General features: G+C 57.7%; 23 protein-coding genes and 1 riboswitch. Of the genes, 22 read left to right on the top strand and 1 reads right to left on the bottom strand.

Annotated elements, in window-relative coordinates; translation table 11 throughout:
* Position 1: 1 nt before the first annotated feature.
* A complete protein-coding gene (locus FLZ89_RS15155) occupies positions 2 to 778 on the bottom strand; it encodes a ClpP family protease (RefSeq protein ID WP_141264366.1) in 777 nt (258 codons plus the stop codon).
* Between the two features lie 162 nt (positions 779 to 940).
* Here FLZ89_RS15155 and FLZ89_RS15150 point away from each other — a divergent pair, with 162 nt between their 5' ends.
* From FLZ89_RS15150 to cobK, 22 genes are all read left to right on the top strand, one after another.
* On the top strand, positions 941 to 3262 hold the full coding sequence (locus FLZ89_RS15150; RefSeq protein WP_141264367.1) for an FtsK/SpoIIIE family DNA translocase: 2322 nt from the start codon (positions 941 to 943) through the stop codon (positions 3260 to 3262).
* Between the two features lie 60 nt (positions 3263 to 3322).
* On the top strand, positions 3323 to 4084 hold the full coding sequence (locus FLZ89_RS15145) for a helix-turn-helix domain-containing protein (RefSeq protein ID WP_141305231.1): 762 nt from the start codon (positions 3323 to 3325) through the stop codon (positions 4082 to 4084).
* Positions 4081 to 5406, top strand: coding sequence for a 30S ribosomal protein S12 methylthiotransferase RimO (rimO, locus tag FLZ89_RS15140; RefSeq protein ID WP_141305230.1), 1326 nt, complete (start codon positions 4081 to 4083; stop codon positions 5404 to 5406). Before FLZ89_RS15145 ends, rimO begins: the two co-directional genes overlap by 4 nt.
* Before the next feature lie 69 nt (positions 5407 to 5475).
* On the top strand, positions 5476 to 6012 hold the full coding sequence (locus FLZ89_RS15135) for a hypothetical protein (protein ID WP_141264369.1): 537 nt from the start codon (positions 5476 to 5478) through the stop codon (positions 6010 to 6012).
* Between the two features lies 1 nt (position 6013).
* Positions 6014 to 7507 carry an AAA family ATPase gene (locus tag FLZ89_RS15130; RefSeq protein ID WP_253256514.1) on the top strand — a complete coding sequence of 498 codons (1494 nt, stop codon included), beginning with the start codon at positions 6014 to 6016 and terminating at the stop codon, positions 7505 to 7507.
* 70 nt (positions 7508 to 7577) lie between these two features.
* On the top strand, positions 7578 to 8174 hold the full coding sequence (thpR, locus tag FLZ89_RS15125; RefSeq protein ID WP_141264370.1) for an RNA 2',3'-cyclic phosphodiesterase: 597 nt from the start codon (positions 7578 to 7580) through the stop codon (positions 8172 to 8174).
* Between the two features lie 359 nt (positions 8175 to 8533).
* Positions 8534 to 9571 carry a recombinase RecA gene (recA, locus tag FLZ89_RS15120; protein ID WP_172613655.1) on the top strand — a complete coding sequence of 346 codons (1038 nt, stop codon included), beginning with the start codon at positions 8534 to 8536 and terminating at the stop codon, positions 9569 to 9571.
* A complete protein-coding gene (locus FLZ89_RS15115) occupies positions 9555 to 10061 on the top strand; it encodes a regulatory protein RecX (RefSeq protein WP_141264372.1) in 507 nt (168 codons plus the stop codon). Before recA ends, FLZ89_RS15115 begins: the two co-directional genes overlap by 17 nt.
* Before the next feature lie 288 nt (positions 10062 to 10349).
* Positions 10350 to 11846: a ribonuclease Y gene (gene rny / locus FLZ89_RS15110; protein WP_373995611.1), complete on the top strand. Its 1497-nt coding sequence runs from the start codon at positions 10350 to 10352 to the stop codon at positions 11844 to 11846.
* 163 nt (positions 11847 to 12009) lie between these two features.
* Positions 12010 to 12528, top strand: coding sequence for a hypothetical protein (locus tag FLZ89_RS15105; RefSeq protein ID WP_141264374.1), 519 nt, complete (start codon positions 12010 to 12012; stop codon positions 12526 to 12528).
* Positions 12529 to 12576: 48 nt separating this feature from the next.
* Positions 12577 to 13362, top strand: coding sequence for a TIGR00282 family metallophosphoesterase (locus FLZ89_RS15100; protein WP_141305229.1), 786 nt, complete (start codon positions 12577 to 12579; stop codon positions 13360 to 13362).
* 8 nt (positions 13363 to 13370) lie between these two features.
* A complete protein-coding gene (locus tag FLZ89_RS15095) occupies positions 13371 to 14231 on the top strand; it encodes a PHP domain-containing protein (RefSeq protein ID WP_253256513.1) in 861 nt (286 codons plus the stop codon).
* A gap of 47 nt (positions 14232 to 14278) precedes the next feature.
* A complete protein-coding gene (locus tag FLZ89_RS15090) occupies positions 14279 to 14545 on the top strand; it encodes a translation initiation factor 2 (protein WP_141264376.1) in 267 nt (88 codons plus the stop codon).
* 29 nt (positions 14546 to 14574) lie between these two features.
* Positions 14575 to 14748: riboswitch (cobalamin riboswitch) on the top strand.
* A 79-nt stretch (positions 14749 to 14827) separates the two neighbouring features.
* On the top strand, positions 14828 to 15442 hold the full coding sequence (cobU, locus tag FLZ89_RS15085) for a bifunctional adenosylcobinamide kinase/adenosylcobinamide-phosphate guanylyltransferase (protein ID WP_141264377.1): 615 nt from the start codon (positions 14828 to 14830) through the stop codon (positions 15440 to 15442).
* Between the two features lie 18 nt (positions 15443 to 15460).
* Complete coding sequence (cbiD, locus tag FLZ89_RS15080) at positions 15461 to 16558, top strand: cobalt-precorrin-5B (C(1))-methyltransferase CbiD (RefSeq protein ID WP_141264378.1); 1098 nt, start codon at positions 15461 to 15463, stop codon at positions 16556 to 16558.
* Positions 16548 to 17210 carry a precorrin-6y C5,15-methyltransferase (decarboxylating) subunit CbiE gene (gene cbiE, locus FLZ89_RS15075; RefSeq protein ID WP_141264379.1) on the top strand — a complete coding sequence of 221 codons (663 nt, stop codon included), beginning with the start codon at positions 16548 to 16550 and terminating at the stop codon, positions 17208 to 17210. Before cbiD ends, cbiE begins: the two co-directional genes overlap by 11 nt.
* Positions 17185 to 17793, top strand: coding sequence for a precorrin-6Y C5,15-methyltransferase (decarboxylating) subunit CbiT (gene cbiT, locus FLZ89_RS15070; RefSeq protein ID WP_141264380.1), 609 nt, complete (start codon positions 17185 to 17187; stop codon positions 17791 to 17793). Before cbiE ends, cbiT begins: the two co-directional genes overlap by 26 nt.
* A gap of 12 nt (positions 17794 to 17805) precedes the next feature.
* Positions 17806 to 18519, top strand: a complete 714-nt coding sequence (gene cobI, locus FLZ89_RS15065; RefSeq protein ID WP_141305228.1) for a precorrin-2 C(20)-methyltransferase — start codon at positions 17806 to 17808, stop codon at positions 18517 to 18519.
* Complete coding sequence (cobM, locus tag FLZ89_RS15060; protein ID WP_141264382.1) at positions 18516 to 19280, top strand: precorrin-4 C(11)-methyltransferase; 765 nt, start codon at positions 18516 to 18518, stop codon at positions 19278 to 19280. Before cobI ends, cobM begins: the two co-directional genes overlap by 4 nt.
* The gene (locus FLZ89_RS15055) at positions 19273 to 20364 is read left to right on the top strand and encodes a cobalt-precorrin 5A hydrolase (protein ID WP_141264383.1); all 1092 of its coding nucleotides are present in this window, start codon (positions 19273 to 19275) and stop codon (positions 20362 to 20364) included. The genes cobM and FLZ89_RS15055 overlap by 8 nt, the downstream gene beginning before the upstream one ends.
* Positions 20364 to 21089: a precorrin-3B C(17)-methyltransferase gene (cobJ, locus tag FLZ89_RS15050; protein WP_141265222.1), complete on the top strand. Its 726-nt coding sequence runs from the start codon at positions 20364 to 20366 to the stop codon at positions 21087 to 21089. The genes FLZ89_RS15055 and cobJ overlap by 1 nt, the downstream gene beginning before the upstream one ends.
* A complete protein-coding gene (cobK, locus tag FLZ89_RS15045; protein ID WP_141305227.1) occupies positions 21086 to 21844 on the top strand; it encodes a precorrin-6A reductase in 759 nt (252 codons plus the stop codon). Before cobJ ends, cobK begins: the two co-directional genes overlap by 4 nt.
* Positions 21845 to 21846: the final 2 nt, after the last annotated feature.

The following is a 21846-nucleotide window of genomic DNA, read 5'->3' as shown; positions in this document are numbered from 1 at the left end:
CTCAGTGGAGTTTCCCCGGGCCGGGGACGCCTTCGGCAATGAGTCTCTTTAAATGTTGGACGGCCTGGGAAAGCCCGCCGACTTCATTTATCAAGCCCACCTTCACGGCATCCTTCCCCACCAGGATGGTACCGATATCCCGCGCCAGCTCGCCTGTCTGGAACATCAAGCGGCGCAGTTCCTGCTCTGAAATATTAGCATGCTCCACAATAAAGCGTATGACCCGGTCCTGCATTTTGTCCAGGTATTCGTAGGTTTGGGGGACGCCGATGACCAGGCCGGTAAGGCGAATGGGGTGGATGGTCATGGTGGCCGTTTCGGCAATGAAGGAATGATTGGCCGCTACGGCAATGGGCACGCCGATGGAATGCCCCCCGCCCAGGACCAGGGAGACCACCGGTTTGGACATACTGATCAGTATTTCGGCAATGGCCAGACCGGCTTCAACATCGCCGCCTACGGTATTTAAAACCACCAGGAGACCTTTGATGCCGGGGTCCTGCTCGATGGCCACCAGCTGGGGAATAATGTGCTCATATTTGGTGGTTTTGTTCTGCGGCGGCAGGACCAGGTGGCCTTCGATCTGGCCTACGATCTGCACGCACTGAATTTCACTTTTATAGTCAGCGACATTAGTTTGCCCCAGCTCTTTAATGTTTTCTACCTCCGGGCTGGCAGGGGGGCGGGCGGTGACGCGCACCGGTTCCCCCGGCGGCTGGGGCGGGGATGTGGCCGGTTGATTGGGCACAGGGTTGGGACTGATCTCAGGGTTGGGCATAATTCAAACTCCCCCTTGTTTAATTTAAACCTGACTCAGTAAAGACCTGCGCAGGGTTATTATAGGAAATAAAGCCCGCAAACATACATCCCCATCTTTTTATTTAAGAAGCAAGGAATTTCAAACCATAGTGTAGAATAGTAGCAACCGGGGTGATGGAAAATGGCTCCTGCCAGGACACTGAATGAAAAGATAAAAAATGAAATTATCGGTGTGGCCCTGGTGGCCCTGGCCCTCCTCTGCCTGGCGGGGTTGTATGTCCTGGACCTGGGTTACATAAGTTCTGCTGCCAGTATTGGCGCCGTGGGTCAATTGCTGGTGGGGTTTTTAAAAGCCCTGACCGGCGAGGGCAAATATGTATTTCCTATATTCCTGGCTGCCTGGGGCATCCGCCTCATTACCGGGGGTAAAGTGAAGGATTCACGGCCGCGTTTGATAGGAGGCATTTTACTTTTTCTTACTTTTTTAAGCGCCCTGCACCAGCCTTTCTTAAATGGCAGTACTTATAAAGAAGCCCTGGCCTCTGGTGTCGCCGGCCAGGGTGGTGGTCTTCTTGGTGCTCTGGGTTCCCTGCTCCTGCGATCCATTTTCGGCCGGGTGGGCACGTGGATTGTGCTGGCGGCCTTAGTTCTTATCGCTTTTCTCCTGACCACTGGCGTTTCTTTAACCCGCTTTACCAGGCGTCTGGGCCAAATGCTCTGTGTTACCTTCCAGTCCATTAAAAGCTGGCTCCTGGCCTTTCTCTTTACCGAGGTTGAAGAAGAGGAGCCGGAGGTAAAGGAAAAGAAAAGCCCAAAGGCCAGGGGGAAGGCTTTGTCGCGAGAACGGGAAGTAGTGCCCGTGGTCATTAACCCCCCACCAGAACCTTCGCCACCGCTCATTCAGCCAGCGGTCAGTGCGGAAGAGCCGGCCCAGGCCAGGGTCTACCCGGAAAGCCCGGTACCGCCTGTCGGCGAGGACGAGAAGAAAGCCCGGCGCCGGCCCAAAGTTAATATTCAGGCGGAGGATCCTGCCGGGAAAGAGGGGGAAGATACCACCTCCGAGCAACCCGGCCCCTATGTTTTACCGCCTTTGAGTCTTTTAACCCGCCCGGTAAGGGTAAAAAATCCCCGCCTGGAAAAGGACATTACCGACCGGATCAAGATCCTGGAAGATACCCTGGACAGCTTTGGTGTCAAGGTCAAGGTGACGCAGGTCAGCTGTGGCCCGACGGTGACCCGCTATGAAGTCCAGCCGGCGCCGGGGGTGAAGGTGAGCAGGATCGTCAGCCTGGCCGACGATATTGCCCTGAGCCTGGCAGCCGCCCAGGTGCGGATTGAAGCCCCCATTCCGGGCAAGGCGGCAGTGGGGATTGAGGTGCCCAATAAGGAAATCGCTGTGGTTCACCTGCGGGAGGTGCTGGAAGATCCTGCCTTTATGGAATCCAGCAGCAAGCTGACGGTGGCCCTGGGTAAAGATATTGCCGGCAACCCGGTAATTGCCGACCTGGCGAAAATGCCTCACCTCCTGATTGCCGGGACTACCGGTTCTGGCAAGAGCGTCTGCCTGAACGCCCTGATTTGCAGCCTGCTGTTTAAAGCCACCCCTCAGGAGCTAAAACTTTTGATGATTGACCCTAAAATGGTGGAGCTGACCCAGTACAATGGCATTCCCCACCTGCTGGCGCCGGTGGTCAGCCAGCCGAAGAAAGCCGCCGCGGCCCTGCAGTGGATGGTCGGTGAAATGGAGAAACGCTATGAGCTTTTTGCCGGCGCCGGGGTCAAGGATATTACCCGCTACAACCGCTTGATGCACAAGGAAAACGGCGGCCTGGGGGCCTTACCCCTGGTAGTAGTCCTTATTGATGAGCTGGCCGACCTGATGATGGTGGCCCCGGCCGATGTGGAGGACGCCATCTGCCGCCTGGCCCAGATGGCCCGGGCGGCCGGCATTCATCTGGTTGTGGCCACCCAGAGACCTTCAGTAGATGTCATTACTGGCCTGATTAAGGCCAACATCTCTTCCCGGATTGCCTTTGCCGTTTCCTCCCAAATTGATTCCCGGACCATATTGGATATGGCCGGGGCGGAAAAGCTTTTAGGCCGCGGTGATATGCTCTTTTTGCCCATTGGGGCCAGCAAGCCCATCCGCGTCCAGGGGGTTTATGTTTCTGACCGGGAAGTGGAAGACCTGGTGACTTATGTCAAACAGCAAGGCCGGCCGGAATATAACCCTAATTTCCTGAAAGGAGAGGAGAGCAGCGAAGACAACAGCGGGGCGGAAGACGAGCTTTTCCCTGCAGCAGTCAAGGTGATCCTGGAAACTGGACAGGCTTCCATCTCCATGCTCCAGCGGCGCCTGCGGATAGGTTATACCAGGGCGGCAAGGTTAATGGATATGATGGAAGCCAGGGGTTTCGTGGGCGGCCATGAAGGCACCAAAGCCCGCGCCATTCTTACTAACTGGGAGGAATACCAGGAATTATTTGGCGCAAAAGAAGAATGATAAGGGCAGGAATCTCTTGATACGGTGTCGAAGATGATTTAAACACCGGGAGGTGAGGCCATGGAAAAGGTAGGGGAAGTGCTCCGCGCTGCCCGCCAGGCAAAGGGGATCTCTCTACGCGAAGTGGAAGAAGCTACCAAAATTCGCCTGCGCTACCTGGAAGCCCTTGAAAAGGGTGAGTATAATCAGATTCCCGGCCGGGTGTATGCCTTGGGTTTCGTGCGCAGTTATGCCCGCTATCTAGGACTGGATGTCCATGCTGTTATGCAGCAGTTTAAACAGGAATACCCTACCGAAGAAGATAATAACCCGGTGGAAGAGCAGCGCCTGGCAGCCAAGGGGTATGCGCGGGAGAAAAGAAGGCACTGGCTGCTGGTCCCGGCAGTACTTCTTGTCCTCTGGGGTATTAATTGGTTATATAATCATTACCGTCCTTCCTTAGACCAATCCGCCTCACCATCACCGCCACAGGTAACAGAACCGGCGCCGGTGGCCCCAGCACCACAGCAGCCCGTCACCGAGCCACCGCCGGTAGGGACAACGCCGCAGGTCCAGGGGGTGGAAGTCAAGGTCAGGGCTTCCGGGGACTGTTGGGTAGGGGTTACTGTTGATGGCAAAAACGATTTTGCCGGGGTTTTAAAGGCCGGCCAAAGCAGGATCTTCCAGGGGAAAGAGAAAATTATTGTTACCCTTGGCAGCGCCGGCGCTGTTGAGGTAACCATCAACGGCCAGGTCCAGCCATCCTTAGGTAGGGTGGGCGATGTAGTTACCTTTGAGGCTACTAAAGATTCCAGCCAGGCTAAAATAATGAGGAAACGATGATCAAAACTGCTGTTGTAACCCTTGGTTGCGCCAAGAATCAAGTTGACAGCGAGTATATGTTGGGCGTCCTTGATAAAAACCGTTTTGCCCTTGTTGGCGATCCCCGCGAGGCTGAAGTAGTTATCGTCAATACCTGCAGTTTTATTACAGCGGCCAAGCAGGAGGCCCTGGAAACTATTTTGGGGCTGGCCCAGGGAGAGCCACGGCCCTATATTATTGTTGCCGGGTGTCTCGCCCAGCAGCACGCCCAGGAGCTATGGCAGGAATTGCCTGAAGTCGCCGCTTTCATTGGTCCGGGAGCCATCAGCCGTCTGCCGCGGATTATTGAGCGGGTGTTAAAGGGGGAACGGCTTTTGGACGTTCCGCTTCCTGATAAAGAGGAGGGGGAACTACCCCGCCTTACAGAGAAGGGAAGGCCCTATGCTTATTTAAAGATTGCCGAGGGCTGTGATAATCGGTGCAGTTATTGTACCATCCCCGCCATCAAGGGGCCTTACCACAGCCGCCCCCTGGAAAAGCTGGTTGCCGAAGCCAGGACCCTGGCCGCAGCAGGCGTAAAGGAATTGATCCTGGTGGCCCAGGACACTACCGCTTATGGTCTGGACTGTTACGGCGAGTACCGCTTGCCACGGCTTTTGCGGGAACTGGCCCGGATTCCGGAAATTGAGTGGCTGCGCATCCTCTATGCCTATCCCACCAGAATTACACCGGAACTGGTGGAAGTAATGGCCACAGAGGCCAAAGTGCTGCCTTACCTGGATCTGCCCCTCCAGCATGCCAGTGAACCCGTCCTGCGGCGGATGAACCGTCCCGGGAGCCTTACCGCCAGCATCAAGACTATCGAACGCCTGCGCCGGGCCATGCCGGAAATAGCCCTGCGCTCCACTTTCATTGTCGGCTTTCCGGGAGAAAGGGAAGAGGATTTCCAGATTCTCCTGGACTTTCTAGGCTCTATAAAGTTCGACTGGGTGGGTGCCTTTAAATATTCCCCGGAAGCCGGTACTACCGCCGCCGGTTTGCCGGATCAGGTGCCGGAAGAAGTAAAGGAAGAACGCTACCGGAAATTAATGCTTTACCAGCAGCCCATTACCAGGGCCTGCAATGAACGCTGGGTGGGACGGCAGGTGCAGGTTTTGACAGAAGGGCCGGGGGTAGGCCGCAGTTTCCGCCAGGCTCCGGAGGTCGACGGCTTGATTTATATGCAAGGCGGCACCCTGCCGGCGGGAACTATGGCCACAGTTAAACTCACCCGGGTTCATGGTAATTACGATTTAATGGGGGAGGTAGAGGCTAAAGGTAGATGTGGCAGTCCTGCCAGGTAATTCATAAGGCCTGATTAGTTGAAATTTGTTATAATTGAAGGTGTTATCCCTGCGAGAGGAGTGTTATCTTTGCCCTTCAAAGGGTGGCGCCTTCATTTTATTTTTCTGGCAGCCCTTTTAACCGTGGGTTTGTTGACCGGGGGCCAGTGGGCCTACCGGCATTACAGCCGGGAAAAACCCCTGGCTAATACCTTGAAGGCCATTCCTGCGGTCCAGGAGGCAACGGTAACCCGCACGGCTGAAAGGCTGGAAATAAGGGTTATCCTTGGACCAGGAGCCGATCTGCCCCAGGCCTACCGGCAGGTACAGGAAGCGGTGCACAGGCTTTATGGCGAAGAACAGGTAAAGCTGGTCATCCAGGACCGCCGTTCCCCGGCCCTGGAGAGCCTGTGGCGGGAAAGCCAGTTTGCTGTCTATGAAGCGGCAGTGCGCGGCAACTTTACCCAGATGGCGGCCACCGTTGACCGGCTGGCGCGCCAGGCAGGCATCGACCATTATGCCGTCAATGTGGACGATAACTATATTTATCTTCAATTCAGCCAGGGACAGGATTACCTTTACCAGGTGGTACCCAGGCTCAATTATGTAACCCGGGGGGAGGGGTAAAGTGTTTAAAGAAATTAAAGAGATAATTGCTGGGACAGGCCTGGGGTTAATAATCTTTTTAGTTATCAAAGGGGTGGACATTACTCCTTTTTTGCTCCTGGCGGGTATGGGTTTCCTGGCCTACTGGGTAATTGAAAAAAAGGGACTGCTTCCTTCAACCCTCGGGGGGAAGGGGTATACGCCGCCGGTTAAGGTTTCCTTTGCTGATATCGGCGGCCAGACTGCGGCTGTCCGCGAGTTAAAGGAAGCCCTGGAGTTTTTACTCCGCAGTTCTGAAGTTGCGGCCATGGGCATTCGCCCCTTGAAGGGGATCCTTTTGAGCGGCCCGCCGGGAACGGGAAAGACGCTTCTGGCCAAGGCTGCCGCAACCTATACAGATGCTGTTTTTCTCGAGGCCAGCGGTAGCGAATTTATCGAGATGTATGCCGGCGTCGGCGCCCAGCGGGTACGGGCCATTTTCAACCGGGCCCGGGAACTGGCCCGGCGCCAGCAGAAAAAGCGGGCCATTATCTTTATCGACGAGCTGGAAGTCCTGGGCGGCAAACGCGGCAGCCACACTTCCCACTTAGAATATGACCAGACCTTAAACCAGCTCCTGGTAGAGATGGATGGTTTAAAAGGCAGTCATGATGTCCAGATTCTAGTTATCGGCGCTACCAATCGCCCCGACTTGCTGGACCCGGCCCTTTTACGCCCGGGGCGTTTCGACCGGCAGGTCAAGGTTGACCTGCCTGACCGAGAGGGGCGGCTGGCCATTTTAAAACTGCATACGGCCAATAAGCCCCTGGCGCCGGAGGTGGACCTGGAAGCCGTTGCCCGGGAAACCTTCGGGTTTTCCGGGGCGCATCTGGAAAGCGTGGCCAATGAGGCCGCCATCCTGGCCCTGCGAGAAAAATCTCCCCTTATCACCCAGAAACATTTAATGGAAGCGGTGGATAAGGTAATGCTGGGGGAAAAGCTGGGCCGCAAGCCGGCGGCGGACGAGCTGTACCGGCTGGCCATCCATGAGGCCGGCCACGCCATTGTCGGTGAGCTGTTAAGGCCCCGGTCTATTTCCCACGTGACCATCACCTCCCGGGGCCAGGCCCTGGGCTATACCCGGCAAAAGCCGGATAACGATATGTACCTGTACACCAGGGAATACCTTGAAACCCAGATGGATATCTGCCTGGCCGGCGCCGTGGCTGAGAACTTGATCCTTGGCAGCCGCAGTACCGGGTCCCTCAATGACTTTAAAGAAGCCATCCGCCTGGCGCGGGTGATTATTACTTCCGGGCTGTCGGACCTTGGGGTAGTGGCCGAAGAAAATTTGACAAAGGAACAGATGCACAACGCTTCTTCTAGTATCATCAGCCGGGAAGAAGCAAAGGTGGCTTCCCTACTGCGGCCTTACCAGGAGGCTTTAAAGGCTTTAGCCGGACAACTGGTAGAAAAGGAAACGGTAACCGGCCGGGAATTGCGGGCTCTGTTACAGGAACAGGCCATGGCCTCTTGAAAATTTTGTCACGTGGCAGCAGGATTATCAGGATTGGGAAGCGAATAGATCCTAAAAACAGGTGATCGGCATGCGGCTGTTTGTGGCCATAAATTTCTCTCCCGACCTGAAAGATGTCCTGGCAGGATTACTGGAAGAATTACGCCAGTTACCGGTAACGGTTAAATGGGTGCCCCCGGAGAATATCCATTTAACCCTCAAGTTTTTAGGTGAAGTGGCCCCGGCTAGAGTCGAGGAAATAGGAGCAGCCTTGCGGCGTGCCGCTGTGGGGGTTAACCCCTGGCACCTGGAGGTAAAAGGCACCGGGGTTTTTCCTAATTGGCGCAACCCCCGGGTTGTCTGGGTGGGGGTGGACTCCGAAGAGCCATTGTATGCCCTGCAACAACAGGTAACCAGGGAATACCTGGCTCTTGGTTTCCCGGCCGCTTCCTTTACCCCCCATTTAACCCTGGGCCGTCTGCGGCCGGGGACGGCCTCCGGACCGCTGCAGGACAGGCTCAAGAGTCTGGCCGGTGTGTCCTGGGGGCGGGAAAGGGTGGCGGCGGTAAGCCTCATGGAGAGCAGTCTGACCCCCCGCGGGGCTGTTTATAGGCCGGTGCTAACAGTTCCTTTGCCGGCCCCTGACGGCGGCCCGCTGCCGGGTTCGGAGGGGCCCCTCGGGGACTGACGCCCCCTCCGACGAACAATGAAAATGCACTTTTGGCAAAGGGGGTGGAGGGTACAGGTGGAAGGCGACTTGGTTCGAGGCGTAAGCAAACTCAGCGAAGACGCAGCGAGGCGGCGGTTAACGGGATGGGGATCGTAACGCAGCTTTAGGAACGAGAAGTACCACGCCCCGTTATGATTGATCAAAGAGATAAAGCCACGCCACCCCCGCCGCCGAGCAAGGCTGAGCGCTAAGTTTGCTAGCCGAGAACCACCGGAGCCTGAAGCCTGTACCCTCCACCCCAAAGAACATGAAGTACAGATCAACCAGCAAAAGCATTTGTGGTAGAACTTTACTTTCGTAGGAGGCGAACTTAAATAGTGGTTTTATCGGACAAACAGCGGGCCCTGGAAAATGCCCTGCTCCAGATCGAGAGGCATTTTGGCAAAGGTTCCATAATGAAGCTGGGGGAATCCGGCGCCAGGCTCAACGTAGAAGCCATTTCCACCGGCGCCCTGCCCCTGGATCTGGCCCTGGGGGTAGGCGGGTTGCCCCGGGGCCGGGTGGTGGAGATTTTTGGCCCGGAATCCTCCGGTAAGACGACGGTGGCCCTGCACGTCATAGCCGAGGCCCAGCGGGGCGGCGGCACGGCAGCCTTTATCGACGCCGAGCACGCCCTCGACCCGGTGTATGCCAGGAACCTCGGCGTCGACATTGATAACCTTTTAGTATCCCAGCCCGACACCGGGGAGCAGGCCCTGGAAATCGCTGAGGCCCTGGTTCGCAGCGGCGCCATCGATGTTATTGTCATCGATTCCGTAGCTGCCCTGGTACCCAAAGCTGAACTGGACGGTGAAATGGGCGACGCCCATGTGGGCCTGCAGGCCAGGCTCATGTCCCAGGCTTTACGCAAGCTGGCCGGTGTTATTGCCAAATCGCGCACGGTTGCCATTTTTATTAACCAGCTGCGGGAAAAGGTAGGGGTCCTCTTTGGCAGTCCAGAGACGACACCCGGGGGACGGGCGCTAAAATTTTATGCTTCAGTGCGCCTGGATGTGCGCAAAGTAGAGCAGGTCAAGCAGGGAACCGAGATTATTGGCAGCCGTACCCGGGTAAAGGTTGTTAAAAATAAAGTAGCGCCGCCTTTCCGCCAGGCCGAATTTGATATTATTTACGGCCGGGGTATTGACCGCGAGGGCTGCCTTCTTGACATGGGTACGGAATTAGATATAGTAAAGAAGAGTGGGGCCTGGTATTCCCTGGGGGAGGACCGCCTTGGCCAGGGCCGGGAAGCAGCCAAAGAGTTCCTGCGTGATCACCCCGAATTGGCGGCCAGCATTGAAAACCAGATTCGCGTTAAAGTCGGGTTAATCAAGACGGCCACGCCTTTAGAAGACGAAGGTGCGCAAAACGGATAATACCCCGACGGGAGCTGCCTGGGGGTGTGCCCTGAAAATATTAGCCCGGCGCCAGCAGAGTGAACAGGAGATACGCTGGAAATTGCAGGCCAGGGGTTTTTCCGGGGAAGTAGTGGCGGCAACCATAAACCGGTTAAAGGATGCCGGATTGCTTGATGACGCCCGTTTTGCCCGCGATTGGGCTGCTTATCGGCTGGCTACCCATCCGGTAGGCCGGAGGCGCCTCCGGCGCGAGCTGCAGGAGCACGGCGTGGCCCCTTCCCTAGCAGAAGAGATAATCAGCGACCTGCTTTCTCCGGAAGCAGAGTTGGCCGCCGCCCGGGAACTGGCGGGGAAATATCACCGGCGCCCGGAAGAGAGCGCTGATCATTATTTTCAGCGCCTAGCCCGTTTCCTCTGGCAGCGAGGTTTTAACGGGTACATAGTTCGCCAGGTACTGAAAGAACTGGCAGGACATATTTATATTGACAGTGATGATATAAACCTATAAAATAAAGTGGGAGAAACTAGGTGTAGGATCACCACCATTACCCTTTTATTCATTGACTTCACTACCAGGTTTAGCCTGGATGGAATATAACTTCTCTGACCTGAAATATGGATAGATGTGCTGTATTTTTGGGTCCCCAACAGGCGTAAGAAGTCCTGGTTTTGAACCTAAAAAGGGGATATGTGGTTGGTGTGCCTATTTTCAAGCCGAGTTTCTACTCGGCTTTATTTTATGAAGGGGGGGTGAAGAAAAATCCAGTATATCTTTTATGCCCTGATAGCTTTCCTGGTGGGTGCAGCCGGCGGTTATGCTATCCGCAAGTACCTGACCGAGGCCAGAATTGCTTCGGCCGAGAAGGCTGCAGCTACCATTATCGAAGAAGCCAAAAAAGAAGCTGAGGCTAAAAAGAGAGAAGCGGTCCTGGAAGCCAAGGAAGAAGCCCACCGTATCCGTAATGAAATAGAGCGGGAAAGCCGGGAACGGCGCAATGAGCTCCAGCGTTTCGAACGGCGGCTGATGCAGAAGGAAGAGGCACTGGACCGCAAGACTGAAGCCCTCGAGCGCAAAGAAGCCAGCCTCCATCGCCAGGAAGAAGCTGCCCAGAAGCTGAAGGAAGAGCTGGAAGAACTGCGCCGCCGGCAGATCAGCGAGCTGGAACGCATTTCCGGCTTAACGACTGAAGAAGCCAGGGCCATCCTACTGCAGAATGTGGAAAAAGAAGTAAGGCATGAAGCAGCCATGCTGATTAAACAAATTGAAACGGAGGCCAAAGAAGAAGCAGAAAAAAGGGCGCGGGAGATTATTACTCACGCTATCCAGCACTGTGCTGCTGATTATGTGGCCGAGGCGACGGTTTCGGTGGTGAACCTGCCCAATGATGAAATGAAGGGGCGCATTATCGGTCGCGAGGGCCGCAACATTCGCGCCCTGGAAACCCTGACGGGTGTCGATCTCATCATTGATGACACACCGGAAGCCGTTATTCTCTCCAGTTTCGATCCTATTCGCCGGGAAGTGGCCCGGATTGCCCTGGAAAAGTTAATTATCGATGGGCGTATCCACCCGGCCCGGATCGAAGAAATGGTTGAAAAGGCCCGGCGGGAGCTCGAGCAAAAGATCCGGGAAGAAGGCGAGCGGGCTACCTTCGAAGCTGGTATTCATAACCTGCATCCAGAGCTGGTGCGCCTCCTGGGTAAACTTAAATACCGCACCAGCTACGGCCAGAACGTCCTAAAACACTCCCTGGAAGTAGCTTTCCTGGCCGGGGCTATGGCTGCCGAGCTGGGGGTTGATGTCCAGCTGGCCAAGCGGGCCGGTTTGCTCCATGATATTGGTAAAGCCGTTGATTTTGAAGTCGAGGGCCCCCATGTCGCCCTGGGGGTTGAGCTGGCTAAAAAATACCGGGAATCCCCGGAGGTAATCCATGCCATTGAAGCCCATCATGGTGACGTGGAACCGCGTAGCATCGAAGCCGGCCTGGTCCAGGCGGCCGATGCCATTTCGGCAGCCCGGCCGGGAGCCCGGCGGGAAACCCTGGAGGCCTATATTAAACGCCTGGAAAAACTGGAGGAGATCGCTGATTCCTTTGCCGGCGTGGAAAAATCTTATGCTATCCAGGCCGGACGGGAGGTAAGGATTTTAGTTAAACCTGACAAGATTGATGATGCCATGGCCATGCACCTTGCTAGGGAAATCGTGAAAAAGATCGAAAAGGAAATGGAATACCCGGGCCAGATTAAAGTGGTAGTTATTCGCGAAACCCGCGCTGTCGATTATGCTAAATAATTTAAATGGCAGGGAAGGAAATAGTTTTTCCATCCCTGCCATTAAATTTTCATCGTTTCCGGAGGACAAGGCAGGCAGGAATTTGCTTTTGGTTGCAGAAGTAGTGTCTTATTGGTGGTAACATCTTATACATATACATAAAAGTACGGGGCAGGTGTTAACCTTGGGCCTGAAGTACAAACACGGCGGCGAAGTATCTGATACTATCGGTCTCCTTATTTCTATCCTGGTACGTTACCCGGAAGTAGGTACCATTAACTATGAACCCCAAGACCAGGTTTTACGCTTTACTTTTATGCTGTCCCAACCCCTGGCCGGGGAGGCTATCCAGCAGTTTGAAAAGAAATTCCGTAAATCCCTGGAAGTATATAACTACCTGGAAGACCGGGAAGCAAGGGTCATTAACCTTAAATATACACCTTATGACCAGCTGACAGCCCTGGAGGTACAACGGGATGTAACCACCCTTTCCCGGGATGAAATTGACCTCATTATTGCCCTGGTGCGGGAGGAATTTGGGTCCAGCCTGGTTGCGGAGAACAATGATAATATCATGGAAGAAGAACTTTTGCTCCAGGAAGAGTTAATTGACCGTATGCTGGAAAGTGTTAGGGGTACCGTCCCGGAGCGCCAGCTAATTGCCTTCCGGGAAGAAGGTCGGGTCATGGTGTTTAATAAATAGAACCGGCGCGAATAATAATTTTAAGGTAATTCGAGGGGAGCCTTGTTTTTGCGGGTTCTAATGATTGGCGATGTAGTGGGACGGCCGGGCCGTAAAGCGATCCGGGAACTCCTGCCACCTCTGCTCCAGGAATACCGGCCGGCCCTTGTAGTAGCAAACGGCGAAAATGCTGCCGGTGGTAATGGTATTACGCCGGCTATTGCCGGTGAACTTTTTGCCGCCGGCATTGATATTTTAACCATGGGCAACCATGTCTGGGATAAGCGAGAAGCGCTGGCCCTCCTGGAGGAGGATGAGCGCATTGTCCGGCCGGCCAATTATCCTCCTGGTACTCCTGGCAGGGGCTATACCCTGGTAAAGGTCAAGGAAGACCTGCAGGTAGGAATTATTAATTTATCGGGGCGGGTGTTTCTATCATCCCTGGAGTGTCCTTTTCGCCTAGGACGCCGCCTGGCAGAAGAGATCGGGGAGATAACTAAGATCATTTTAGTAGACTTCCATGCTGAAGCAACTTCAGAAAAGGTTGCCCTGGGCTGGTACCTTGACGGACTGGTAAGTGCGGTCATCGGGACCCATACCCATATCCAGACGGCCGATGCCCGCGTCCTGCCCCAGGGGACGGCCTATATCACCGATGTAGGCATGACCGGCCCCAGGGATTCGGTCCTGGGGGTAAAAACAGAACTTGTCGTTAAAAAATTTCTTACCCAGCTGCCGGTGCGGTTTGAAGTCGCCGGTGGCATTATTCAGCTGGAAGCCGTGCTGGTAGATATTGATCCCGCTACCGGCCGGGCAATGGCTATCCAGAGGTTGCAGCACTACGGCACGGCGTAAATTAACCATTGGACAAGATATCTATGCAGCTAGCTGATTTACATACCCATACTACGAGTTCCGACGGTCTGCTTTCACCCCCAGAACTAATCAGGCTGGCAAAGGCCAAAGGTTTAACGACCCTTGGTGTCACCGATCATGATACGGTAGCCGGCCTGGCAGAAGCCCTGGCTGCCGGCAGCAGTTACGGCGTGACGGTCATTCCTGGGGTCGAGCTGAGCACCGAGTGGGAAGATAAAGAAATTCATATTCTGGGTTATTACCTTGATTGGCAAAAGGAAAATTTGCTGGCCTTCCTGGAAACTATGCGCCAGGCGCGTTACCGGCGCACGGCCCGGATGGTCGCCAGATTACAAGAGCTGGGTTATGATATCAGCATGAGCGAGGTCGAGCAGGAACTCAGGGGCGAGGCCGTGGGCCGTCCCCATATCGCAGCCGTTCTGGTCCGTAAGGGATATGCCCCCTCTGTGGAGGCGGCCTTCAAAACCCTGCTGGCACGGGGCCGGCCTGCTTATGTCCCGCGGGAAAAAGTTGAACCTGGCCGGGCGGTGGAGGTAATATTAAAGGCTGGCGGAGTGCCGGTCCTGGCCCACCCGGGCTTAAGCCCGGCTGATGCCCTTCTTCCGGCCCTTGTTGATGGCGGCTTACAGGGTATCGAAGCCTATTATCCTCTCCACGATGCCGCTGCCACCAGGCGTTACCTGGAATTTGCCTCCCGGTATGACCTGGTGGTAACCGGCGGGTCAGATTTCCACGGCATGGTTGACAACAGCCATGCCGACCTGGGGACCTGCCGGGTGGGCACAGCGGAACTGGAGCAATTACAGAGGCGAGCGGAAAAGATTAAAGCTCAAGCGACTAAGGTTTGATTTCCAGGCATATACTTTAGCAAACTAATAATGAGGGGGTGGGGCCGTTGGCTGGCAATGAGGCAGCTGGCCTTTACCGGCGTATCCAGGAGCTGGAAAGTAAGGTAGAACAATTACGGGTCAGCCGGCGTGTCTTGCTACGCCTGATAGAAAAAAGTGAAGCCGAAAAGTGGGAGATGGTAAATCGCCTGCGCCAGGAAAAGGAAAAGCTCCAGCTCCGCAACCGGCGCTATGCCCGGGCTATCTGGGAAAAGAATAAAGAGCTGGCTATGATCACAAATAAGTTGCAGGGCATATCGTTACCCAGGGCTTGACTGATAGGAGGGAGCGATTTATACTATAATTAACTTAATAGGGAACAGGTGCCTGAAAGGTTAAAAGGGAATCAGGTGTAAATCCTGAGCGGTCGCGCCACTGTAACCGGGGAGCCTGCTTCAAGGCCACTGGTATTATACCGGGAAGGCGAAGCCAGGCAAGGAGCCGGAGCCAGGAAACCTGCCTGTTCATTTCACCCTCGCGTTAAGGGGCCTAAAGTTAGGTGATGTGACTCCAGCTGCTTCGTGGGGGCTGGAGTTTTTATTTTAGGAGGCCATTCTATGGGGTACGGGTCGTTAATCATGGTAACCGGGGGGGCCAGGAGTGGCAAAAGCCGCCTGGCTGAAGAACTGGCTGCTGCCGGAGGCGAAAAAGTAGTCTACCTGGCCACGGCGACCGTGGACGATGCCGAAATGGCGGCCCGGGTGGACATGCACCGGCGCCGACGACCGGCTGCATGGCTGACGGTGGAAGCTCCCCTGGCCGTCACGGAAGCCGTGGCCCGGGAAGGGCGGCGTGCCGGTACCATCCTCCTGGACAGCCTGGGCATGTGGCTCAGCAACCTTTTGAGCCAGGAGGCGGCTGGAGCAGGAGACAGCTGGGAAAAAAGTACGGCGGCTGTAGAAGCCATCATGGTCAAAGTGAGGGAACTGGCGGCCGTAGCCCGGCAGGTACCGGCGCGGGTAATTATTGTTACTGAAGAAGCGGGAATGGGGCTCATTCCTCCCTATCCCCTGGGCCGGGTTTTCCGGGACCTGCTGGGCCTGGCCAACCAGGAGATTGCTCGCCGGGCCGACCAGGTCTACCTGGTGGTGGCCGGCCTGCCCCTGGTTTTAAAGGATAATAAGGCTAATGAAGAAAGGTTGTTGGGAGGAACTTCTCCGAAAATACAATAAAAACTGGAGGAGAAATCGTTGCAGAGGGAGTTACGGCGGGGTTATACCACAGGTACCTGTGCGGCTGCTGCGGCGAGGGCGGCGGCCATAGCTTTATGGCAGAAACAACTGGTGCGGGAGGTTACCCTTACCCTGCCGCGGGGGGAAAAGGTAACCCTGCCGGTTACCGTGCACCAGGGTCCGGGCTGGGCCGAGGCCGTGGTGGTCAAAGACGCCGGCGATGACCCTGACGTTACCCACGGGGCTGCCATCCACGTCCGCGCCCGGCAATCCGGCCGGGGGTTGACTTTGCGCGGCGGACCCGGCGTCGGGACAGTAACCCGTCCCGGCCTGGCTATACCGCCGGGGGAACCGGCCATTAATCCCGTTCCCCGGCAAATGATCGCCGCGGCAGTTGCCGATGTAACCCCGCCCGGCCAGGGCCTGGAGCTGGAAATCAGCATCCCCGGGGGGGAAGAGCTGGCCCGGCGGACCCTCAACCCCCGCCTGGGGATTGAGGGCGGCCTTTCGATCCTGGGCACTACCGGTTTTGTCGAACCCATGTCCGAAGAGGCCTACCGTACTTCCCTGATACCGCAAATAGACGTCGCCCTGGCTGCCGGCTGGGAGACCCTCATCCTGACCCCCGGCCGCCTGGGGCAGCGCCAGGCCGAAGAACGCTATCACCTGCCGGCTGCGGCCATTGTTCTGACCAGCAACTTTATCGGCTACATGTTGGAGGCCTGCGCCGGGCGGGGGGTGAAGCGGGTGCTCCTGTGGGGGCACGGCGGCAAGCTCATCAAGGTGGTGGGAGGCATCTTTTATACCCACAGCCGCCTGGCCGACGCCCGCCAGGAAATCCTGGCCGCCTGGGCCGCGGCGCGGGGGGCATCCCCGGAAGCCGTGCGGCAGCTTTTAGAGGTAACTACAGTGGAAGCTGCCCAGGAAATTATCCATAGCCACGGTCTGGGGCGAGAGTTCTGGGACACCCTGGCGGCCCGGGCCAGCCGGCGGGCCGAGGACTTTGTCCGTGGTGAGCTCACCGTAGGTACGGTTTTGCTCAACCTGCAGGGAGAAATTATGGGCCGGGATGCGGTGGCCCGGCAGATACTGGAGGCGTGGGGCCATGGGAGCTGATGGCCGGTGGCTGACCGTCATCGGGGTTGGACCAGGCAGCCCGGAATACATAACGCCGGCGGCCCGGCGGGCAGCGGCGGCGGCCGAAGTCCTTATCGGCGGCCCCCGGGCTTTGAACCTTTTTCAAGATTTAGAACGCGAGAAAAGGGTTATCACGGGCGACCTGGAGGGGTTACGCTCCTGCCTGTTGCAGATACGCGGCCGCCCTACGGCTATCCTGGTATCCGGGGATCCCGGCTTTTACAGCCTCCTCGCGTGGCTCAAGCGCCAGTTTCCCGGCGAAAAAATCAACGTTATCCCCGGCATCAGTTCCGTTCAGCTGGCTTTTGCCCGCCTGGGGCAGGGCTGGGAAGATGCCGTTTTCTTAAGCTGCCACGGACGCTCCCTGGAGGTTCTGGAACCGTACCTGCCCCGGCTGGCGGCCGGGCAAGCGAGGCTGGCTATACTCACCGGCGGGGCCAACACCCCGGCAGTTATAGGTAAATACCTGTCCGACCACGGCCTGGCCGGTATCAAGCTGTGGGTGGGGATCGACCTGGGCAGCAACCAGGAGCAGACGGCCTGGCTGACGGCAGCCGAACTGGCCCGGCAGCATTTGACCAGGCCCGGGGTGGTGATAGCCGGTTATGAACCGGATTCACTGGCCCTATAGTACGCCCGGGATACCTGACCATTACTTTAACCGCAGCCAGGTCCCCCTGACGAAAGAGGAAGTCCGGGTCCTAACCCTGGCCAAAGCCCGTTTGGGACCGGGTATGACCGTTTACGATATTGGCTCCGGAACCGGGAGCCTGGCCGTTGAAGCGGCCAGGCTGGTGGCTCCGGGACAGGTCCTGGCCGTAGAGGTAAACCCGGAGGCCTGCACCTTGATCCGGGAGAATGTAAAACGTTTTGGCCTGGATAATGTCCAGGTGGTGGCCGGCAGGGCCCCGGCGGCCCTGGAGGGTCTGCCGCCGCCGGACCGGGTTTTCATCGGAGGCAGCGGCGGGCACCTGGAAGAGATTTTACGGGTCTGCCATGAAGCTTTGCGGCCGGGAGGAATTATCGTCCTCAATGCCATCACCGTCGAGACCTTGAGTACGGCCCTGGCCTTCGGCTATCAGCGGGGCTACCAGGTAGAGGCCCTGGCTGCCAACTTGGCCCGCCTGGAACCGGCCGGCCGCTACCACATCTGGCGGGCCCTGAATCCCGTATATATAGTGCAGCTGGTGAAGCAATTGCGCCGTGACGAATAGGAGGCAGGAGTGGTGAGTGGAACCCTCTATGGCCTGGGGGTTGGACCGGGAGACCCGGACCTGTTAACCCTGAAGGCTAAAGCCATTTTAGAACAGGTACCGGTCCTGGCGGTACCGGTTTCCCAGCGTGGCGAGGAAAGCCTGGCCCTGCAGGTGGTCCGGCCTTTTCTCCGGCCTGAGCAGAAGATACTAAATCTTTTCATGCCTATGACCCATGACCTGGCTTACCTGGAACGTTCCTGGGATGCAGCGGCGGCAGAACTTTTGAAAAACCTTTCAGCAGGCCAGGATATCGCCTTCCTGACTCTGGGGGATGCTTCCCTTTACAGCACCTATAGCTACTTAATGCAACGCTTGCAAAAACTCAACCCGGATTTAAAGATTGTTACCGTTCCCGGGATCACTTCCTTTGCTGCGGCTGCTGCCAGTTTGAATGTTCCCCTGGCGGTAGGGGACGAACCTCTGGCCATCATCCCGGCCCTCAAGGACCCGGCTAACTTAAAGGAATACCTCTCCCTTTTTCCCAATCTCGTCTTAATGAAAGTCGCCCGCCATTATGACGCCATCGTTACCGTGCTGGAAGAGGCGGGCGTGGCCGGGCAGTCGTTCCTGGCCAGCCGCTGCGGCCAGGCCGGGGAGAGCTTCAGCCGGGACCTGGTAGCCGAAAAGGGTAAGAAACAGGATTACCTGTCGTTGATTATTGTCAAAGGAGCGGGGCAGGCATGAAGGTTTATTTTGTCGGGGCCGGGCCGGGAGACCCGGAGCTGATTACCGTCAAGGGGCGCCGCCTTTTAGAGGAAGCCGGGGTCATTATCTATGCCGGCTCCCTGGTGAACCCGGAAATTTTAAAGTATGCGCCGCCGGGAGCCAAGCTGTATAACAGCGCTTCCCTCACCCTGGAAGAAGTCCTGGCCATTATGCAGGAGGCGGTAGCCAGGGGCGAAAAGGTGGTCCGCCTGCATACGGGCGATCCTTCCCTGTACGGGGCCATCCAGGAGCAGATGGACGCCCTGGAGGGGCTGGGTATACCTTATGAGATCGTGCCCGGCGTCAGCTCCTTTGCGGCGGCGGCAGCCGCCGTCAGGAGGGAATTTACCCTGCCGGGAATAAGCCAGACGGTGATCCTCACCCGGCGGGCCGGCCGCACCCCGGTGCCCGCCGGGGAAAGCCTGCCCGATTTAAGCCGCCACCGCGCCAGCCTGTGCCTTTTCCTCAGCAGCCAGGACCTGGCGGCGGCAGCGGCCGAGCTGGCCCGGGGATATGGGGAAAATACCCCGGCGGCAGTAGTCTACAAGGCCTCCTGGCCGGAAGAAAAGATTATCCATGGTACGCTGGGGGATATTGCCGCTAGAAGCAGGGAGGCGGGCATTGACCGGACGGCCCTGCTCCTGGTCGGCGATTTCCTGGCCGGCAGCTACCAGCGCTCCTTACTGTACAACCCGGCCTTCAGCCACGGCTACCGCGAGGCTAAGACACCCCATGACTGAAGGACAGGGAATAGCCATTGTCACCCTGACCCGGCCCGGTTTCCAGACGGCCCTGCAGCTGGCCCGTTCTTTACCGGCGGGGACTACGATCTTTATCCCGGCCGGCCTGGTTCCAAGGGCAGGGGCCGGTGAAGGGGACCCGTTCAAAGTAGTGCCGTATGCGGGGCCTTTATCCCCGTTCCTGGGGCGGATTTTTCACCAGTACCGCGGGTTAATCCTTATTATGGCTGCCGGCATTGCCGTGCGGGCTTTGAGCCCCCACCTTGTTTCCAAAAAAGCAGATCCGGCCGTGGTGGTGGTGGACGTGGGGGGTAAATACGCCATCAGCCTCCTTTCCGGCCACCTGGGCGGGGCCAATGAACTGGCCCGCAGGGTGGCGGCGCTGCTGGGCGGCCAGGCGGTTATTACCACCGCCAGCGAAGTGCAGGGGCTGCCCCCCCTGGACCTGGTGGCCCGGGAGTTGAACATGAGTGTCTGGCCGGCAGCCGCCTTTACCAGGGTGATGGCGGCCCTGGTCAACGGTGAGCCAGTCGATTTGCTGGTAGAAAAGCCTTTACTTAAGTCCCTGGAGGAGGCCCTGCCCGCCTTAAGGCCCCGTCTCCTTGGGGCCTGTCCAGCAGGAGGGGAAGACAGGGCCGGAATTATGGTTACCTGGCGGCGCCTGCCCCTGCCGGGCCCGCGTTGGGTTTACTGGCGACCCATGGTGATCAGCGCCGGTATCGGCTGCCGCCGCGGCGTATCTGCCGGTACCATCCTCTACGCCCTGGGCCTGGCCCTGCGGGAAGCGGGCCTCAGCCGCCGGAGTCTAGCAGCCCTGGCCAGCGTTGATTTCAAGGGCGGGGAACCGGGCTTGCAGATGGCAGCCGCCCGCCTTGGTGTAAAGCTTCTTACCTTTACGCCCCGCCAGCTGACGGACTGCCTGGAACGTCAACCCCATTTGCATCGTTCGGAAAGGGTTAGGCGGTACGTTGGCATCCCCGGCGTTTGCGAGCCGGCGGCAATCCTGGCTGCAGGAGAGGGGGAATTGATATGTCCCAAAAGGAGTTACCGGGGAGTGACAGTAGCCCTGGCCCGGGGGAGATAATGGTCGTCGGCCTGGGCCCGGGCCGGGAGGAAGAAATGACGCCCCGCGCCCGGCAGGCCCTGGCCCGGGCGGAAGTAATCGTCGGTTACCGCACGTATATTGATTTAATAGCCTCCCTGACGGCCGGGCGGGAGGTAGTGGTTACCGGCATGACGGGGGAAGTAGCCCGGTGCCGGGAAGCCGTCGCCCGGGCTGCTGCCGGGGCCCGCGTGGCCGTTATTTCCAGCGGCGATCCCGGTGTCTACGGTATGGCCGGATTGATTCTGGAAGTCCTGGCCGAACACCCCCGGGGGAAAGAAATAATGGTGAGGGTTATTCCCGGGGTGACGGCAGCCACCGCCGCGGCAGCCGTCCTGGGGGCGCCCCTGATGCATGACTTTGCCGTCATCAGCTTAAGCGACCGTTTGACCCCCTGGGAGGTTATCGCCCGGCGCCTTGAGCTCGCAGCAGCGGCTGATTTCGTCCTGGTCCTGTACAATCCCCGCAGCCACGGCCGTCCCGATCACCTCCGCCGCGCCCGGGATATTATCCTCCAGTACCGCCGGCCGTCCACACCGGTAGGGGTGGTACGTAACGCCGGCCGGGAGGGAGAAGAAGCCTGGATCCGCGACCTGGCCACTTTCCTGGAACTACCGGTAGATATGGTCAGCACGGTCATCATCGGCAACAGCCAGACCAGGGTGCTGGATGGCCGCCTGGTAACACCCCGGGGGTACCGGCTGTGATTCTGGTACTGGCCGGGACGGCCGACGCCAGGGGAGTTATCGGCACTTTAAAGGCCGAAGGCTACCGGGTGGCAGCCAGCGCTGTTTCAGGGTACGGGGCCAGGCTGGCCAGGGAGGCTGGAGCCGATTTGGTCCACGAAGGCCCCCTGGGGGAAGAAGACCTGCTGGCCTTTTTAAAGGACCACGGCGTCAGGGCGGTGATTGACGCCACCCATCCCTTCGCCACCGCCATTACCGGTGCAGCCCGGCAGGCCTGCCGTACCCTGGAGCTGCCCTATTTCCGTTACCGCCGGCCGGAGGTTAAATTGCCTTCCCACCCGGCTCTGCTGCCGGCCGCTAGTTTTGATGAAGCGGCGGCACTGGCCTCCCGGGGACAGGTAATATTTCTAACCACCGGCACGCGTCACCTGGAGTGCTTTACCACGGCACCGGCTCTGGCCGGCAAGAGGCTCGTTGTCCGGGTGCTGCCGGAGGAGACTTCCCTGGCCCGGTGCCGCCAGCTGGGCATCTGGCCGGGGGATATCGTGGCCATCCAGGGTCCCTGCAGTTATGAGTTAAACCAGGCCCTTTACCGGCAGTTCAAAGCCGATGTAGTTGTAACCAAGGACAGCGGCACCACCGGCGGGGTGGTAGAAAAAATCCAGGCCGCTCTGGACCTGGGGCTAACGGTCATCGTCATCCGCCGCCCGTCGGAGCCTGACAGCTTGTCGCTGGCAGAGATCATCCCTATGCTGGGAGAAGTGCTGGAGAGATAAGG

The sequence above is a fragment of the Moorella sp. E306M genome, assembly GCF_006538385.1.
Taxonomy (GTDB): Bacteria; Bacillota; DSM-521; order Neomoorellales; family Neomoorellaceae; genus Neomoorella.
This window is presented reverse-complemented; position numbering and strand designations above follow the sequence as displayed.

What these genes read in the sequence shown, in the direction of transcription:
- rimO (WP_141305230.1), top strand. Translation starts at nt 4,081, where the DNA reads ATGATCAAAACTGCTGTTGTAACCCTTGGTTGCGCCAAGAATCAAGTT.
- cbiT (WP_141264380.1), top strand. Translation starts at nt 17,185, where the DNA reads ATGAACCGGATTCACTGGCCCTATAGTACGCCCGGGATACCTGACCAT.
- FLZ89_RS15155 (WP_141264366.1), bottom strand. Translation starts at nt 778, where the DNA reads ATGCCCAACCCTGAGATCAGTCCCAACCCTGTGCCCAATCAACCGGCC.
- FLZ89_RS15055 (WP_141264383.1), top strand. Translation starts at nt 19,273, where the DNA reads ATGACTGAAGGACAGGGAATAGCCATTGTCACCCTGACCCGGCCCGGT.
- cobU (WP_141264377.1), top strand. Translation starts at nt 14,828, where the DNA reads ATGGGGTACGGGTCGTTAATCATGGTAACCGGGGGGGCCAGGAGTGGC.
- cobM (WP_141264382.1), top strand. Translation starts at nt 18,516, where the DNA reads ATGAAGGTTTATTTTGTCGGGGCCGGGCCGGGAGACCCGGAGCTGATT.
- cobJ (WP_141265222.1), top strand. Translation starts at nt 20,364, where the DNA reads ATGGTCGTCGGCCTGGGCCCGGGCCGGGAGGAAGAAATGACGCCCCGC.
- FLZ89_RS15150 (WP_141264367.1), top strand. Translation starts at nt 941, where the DNA reads ATGGCTCCTGCCAGGACACTGAATGAAAAGATAAAAAATGAAATTATC.
- thpR (WP_141264370.1), top strand. Translation starts at nt 7,578, where the DNA reads ATGCGGCTGTTTGTGGCCATAAATTTCTCTCCCGACCTGAAAGATGTC.
- cbiE (WP_141264379.1), top strand. Translation starts at nt 16,548, where the DNA reads ATGGGAGCTGATGGCCGGTGGCTGACCGTCATCGGGGTTGGACCAGGC.
- FLZ89_RS15145 (WP_141305231.1), top strand. Translation starts at nt 3,323, where the DNA reads ATGGAAAAGGTAGGGGAAGTGCTCCGCGCTGCCCGCCAGGCAAAGGGG.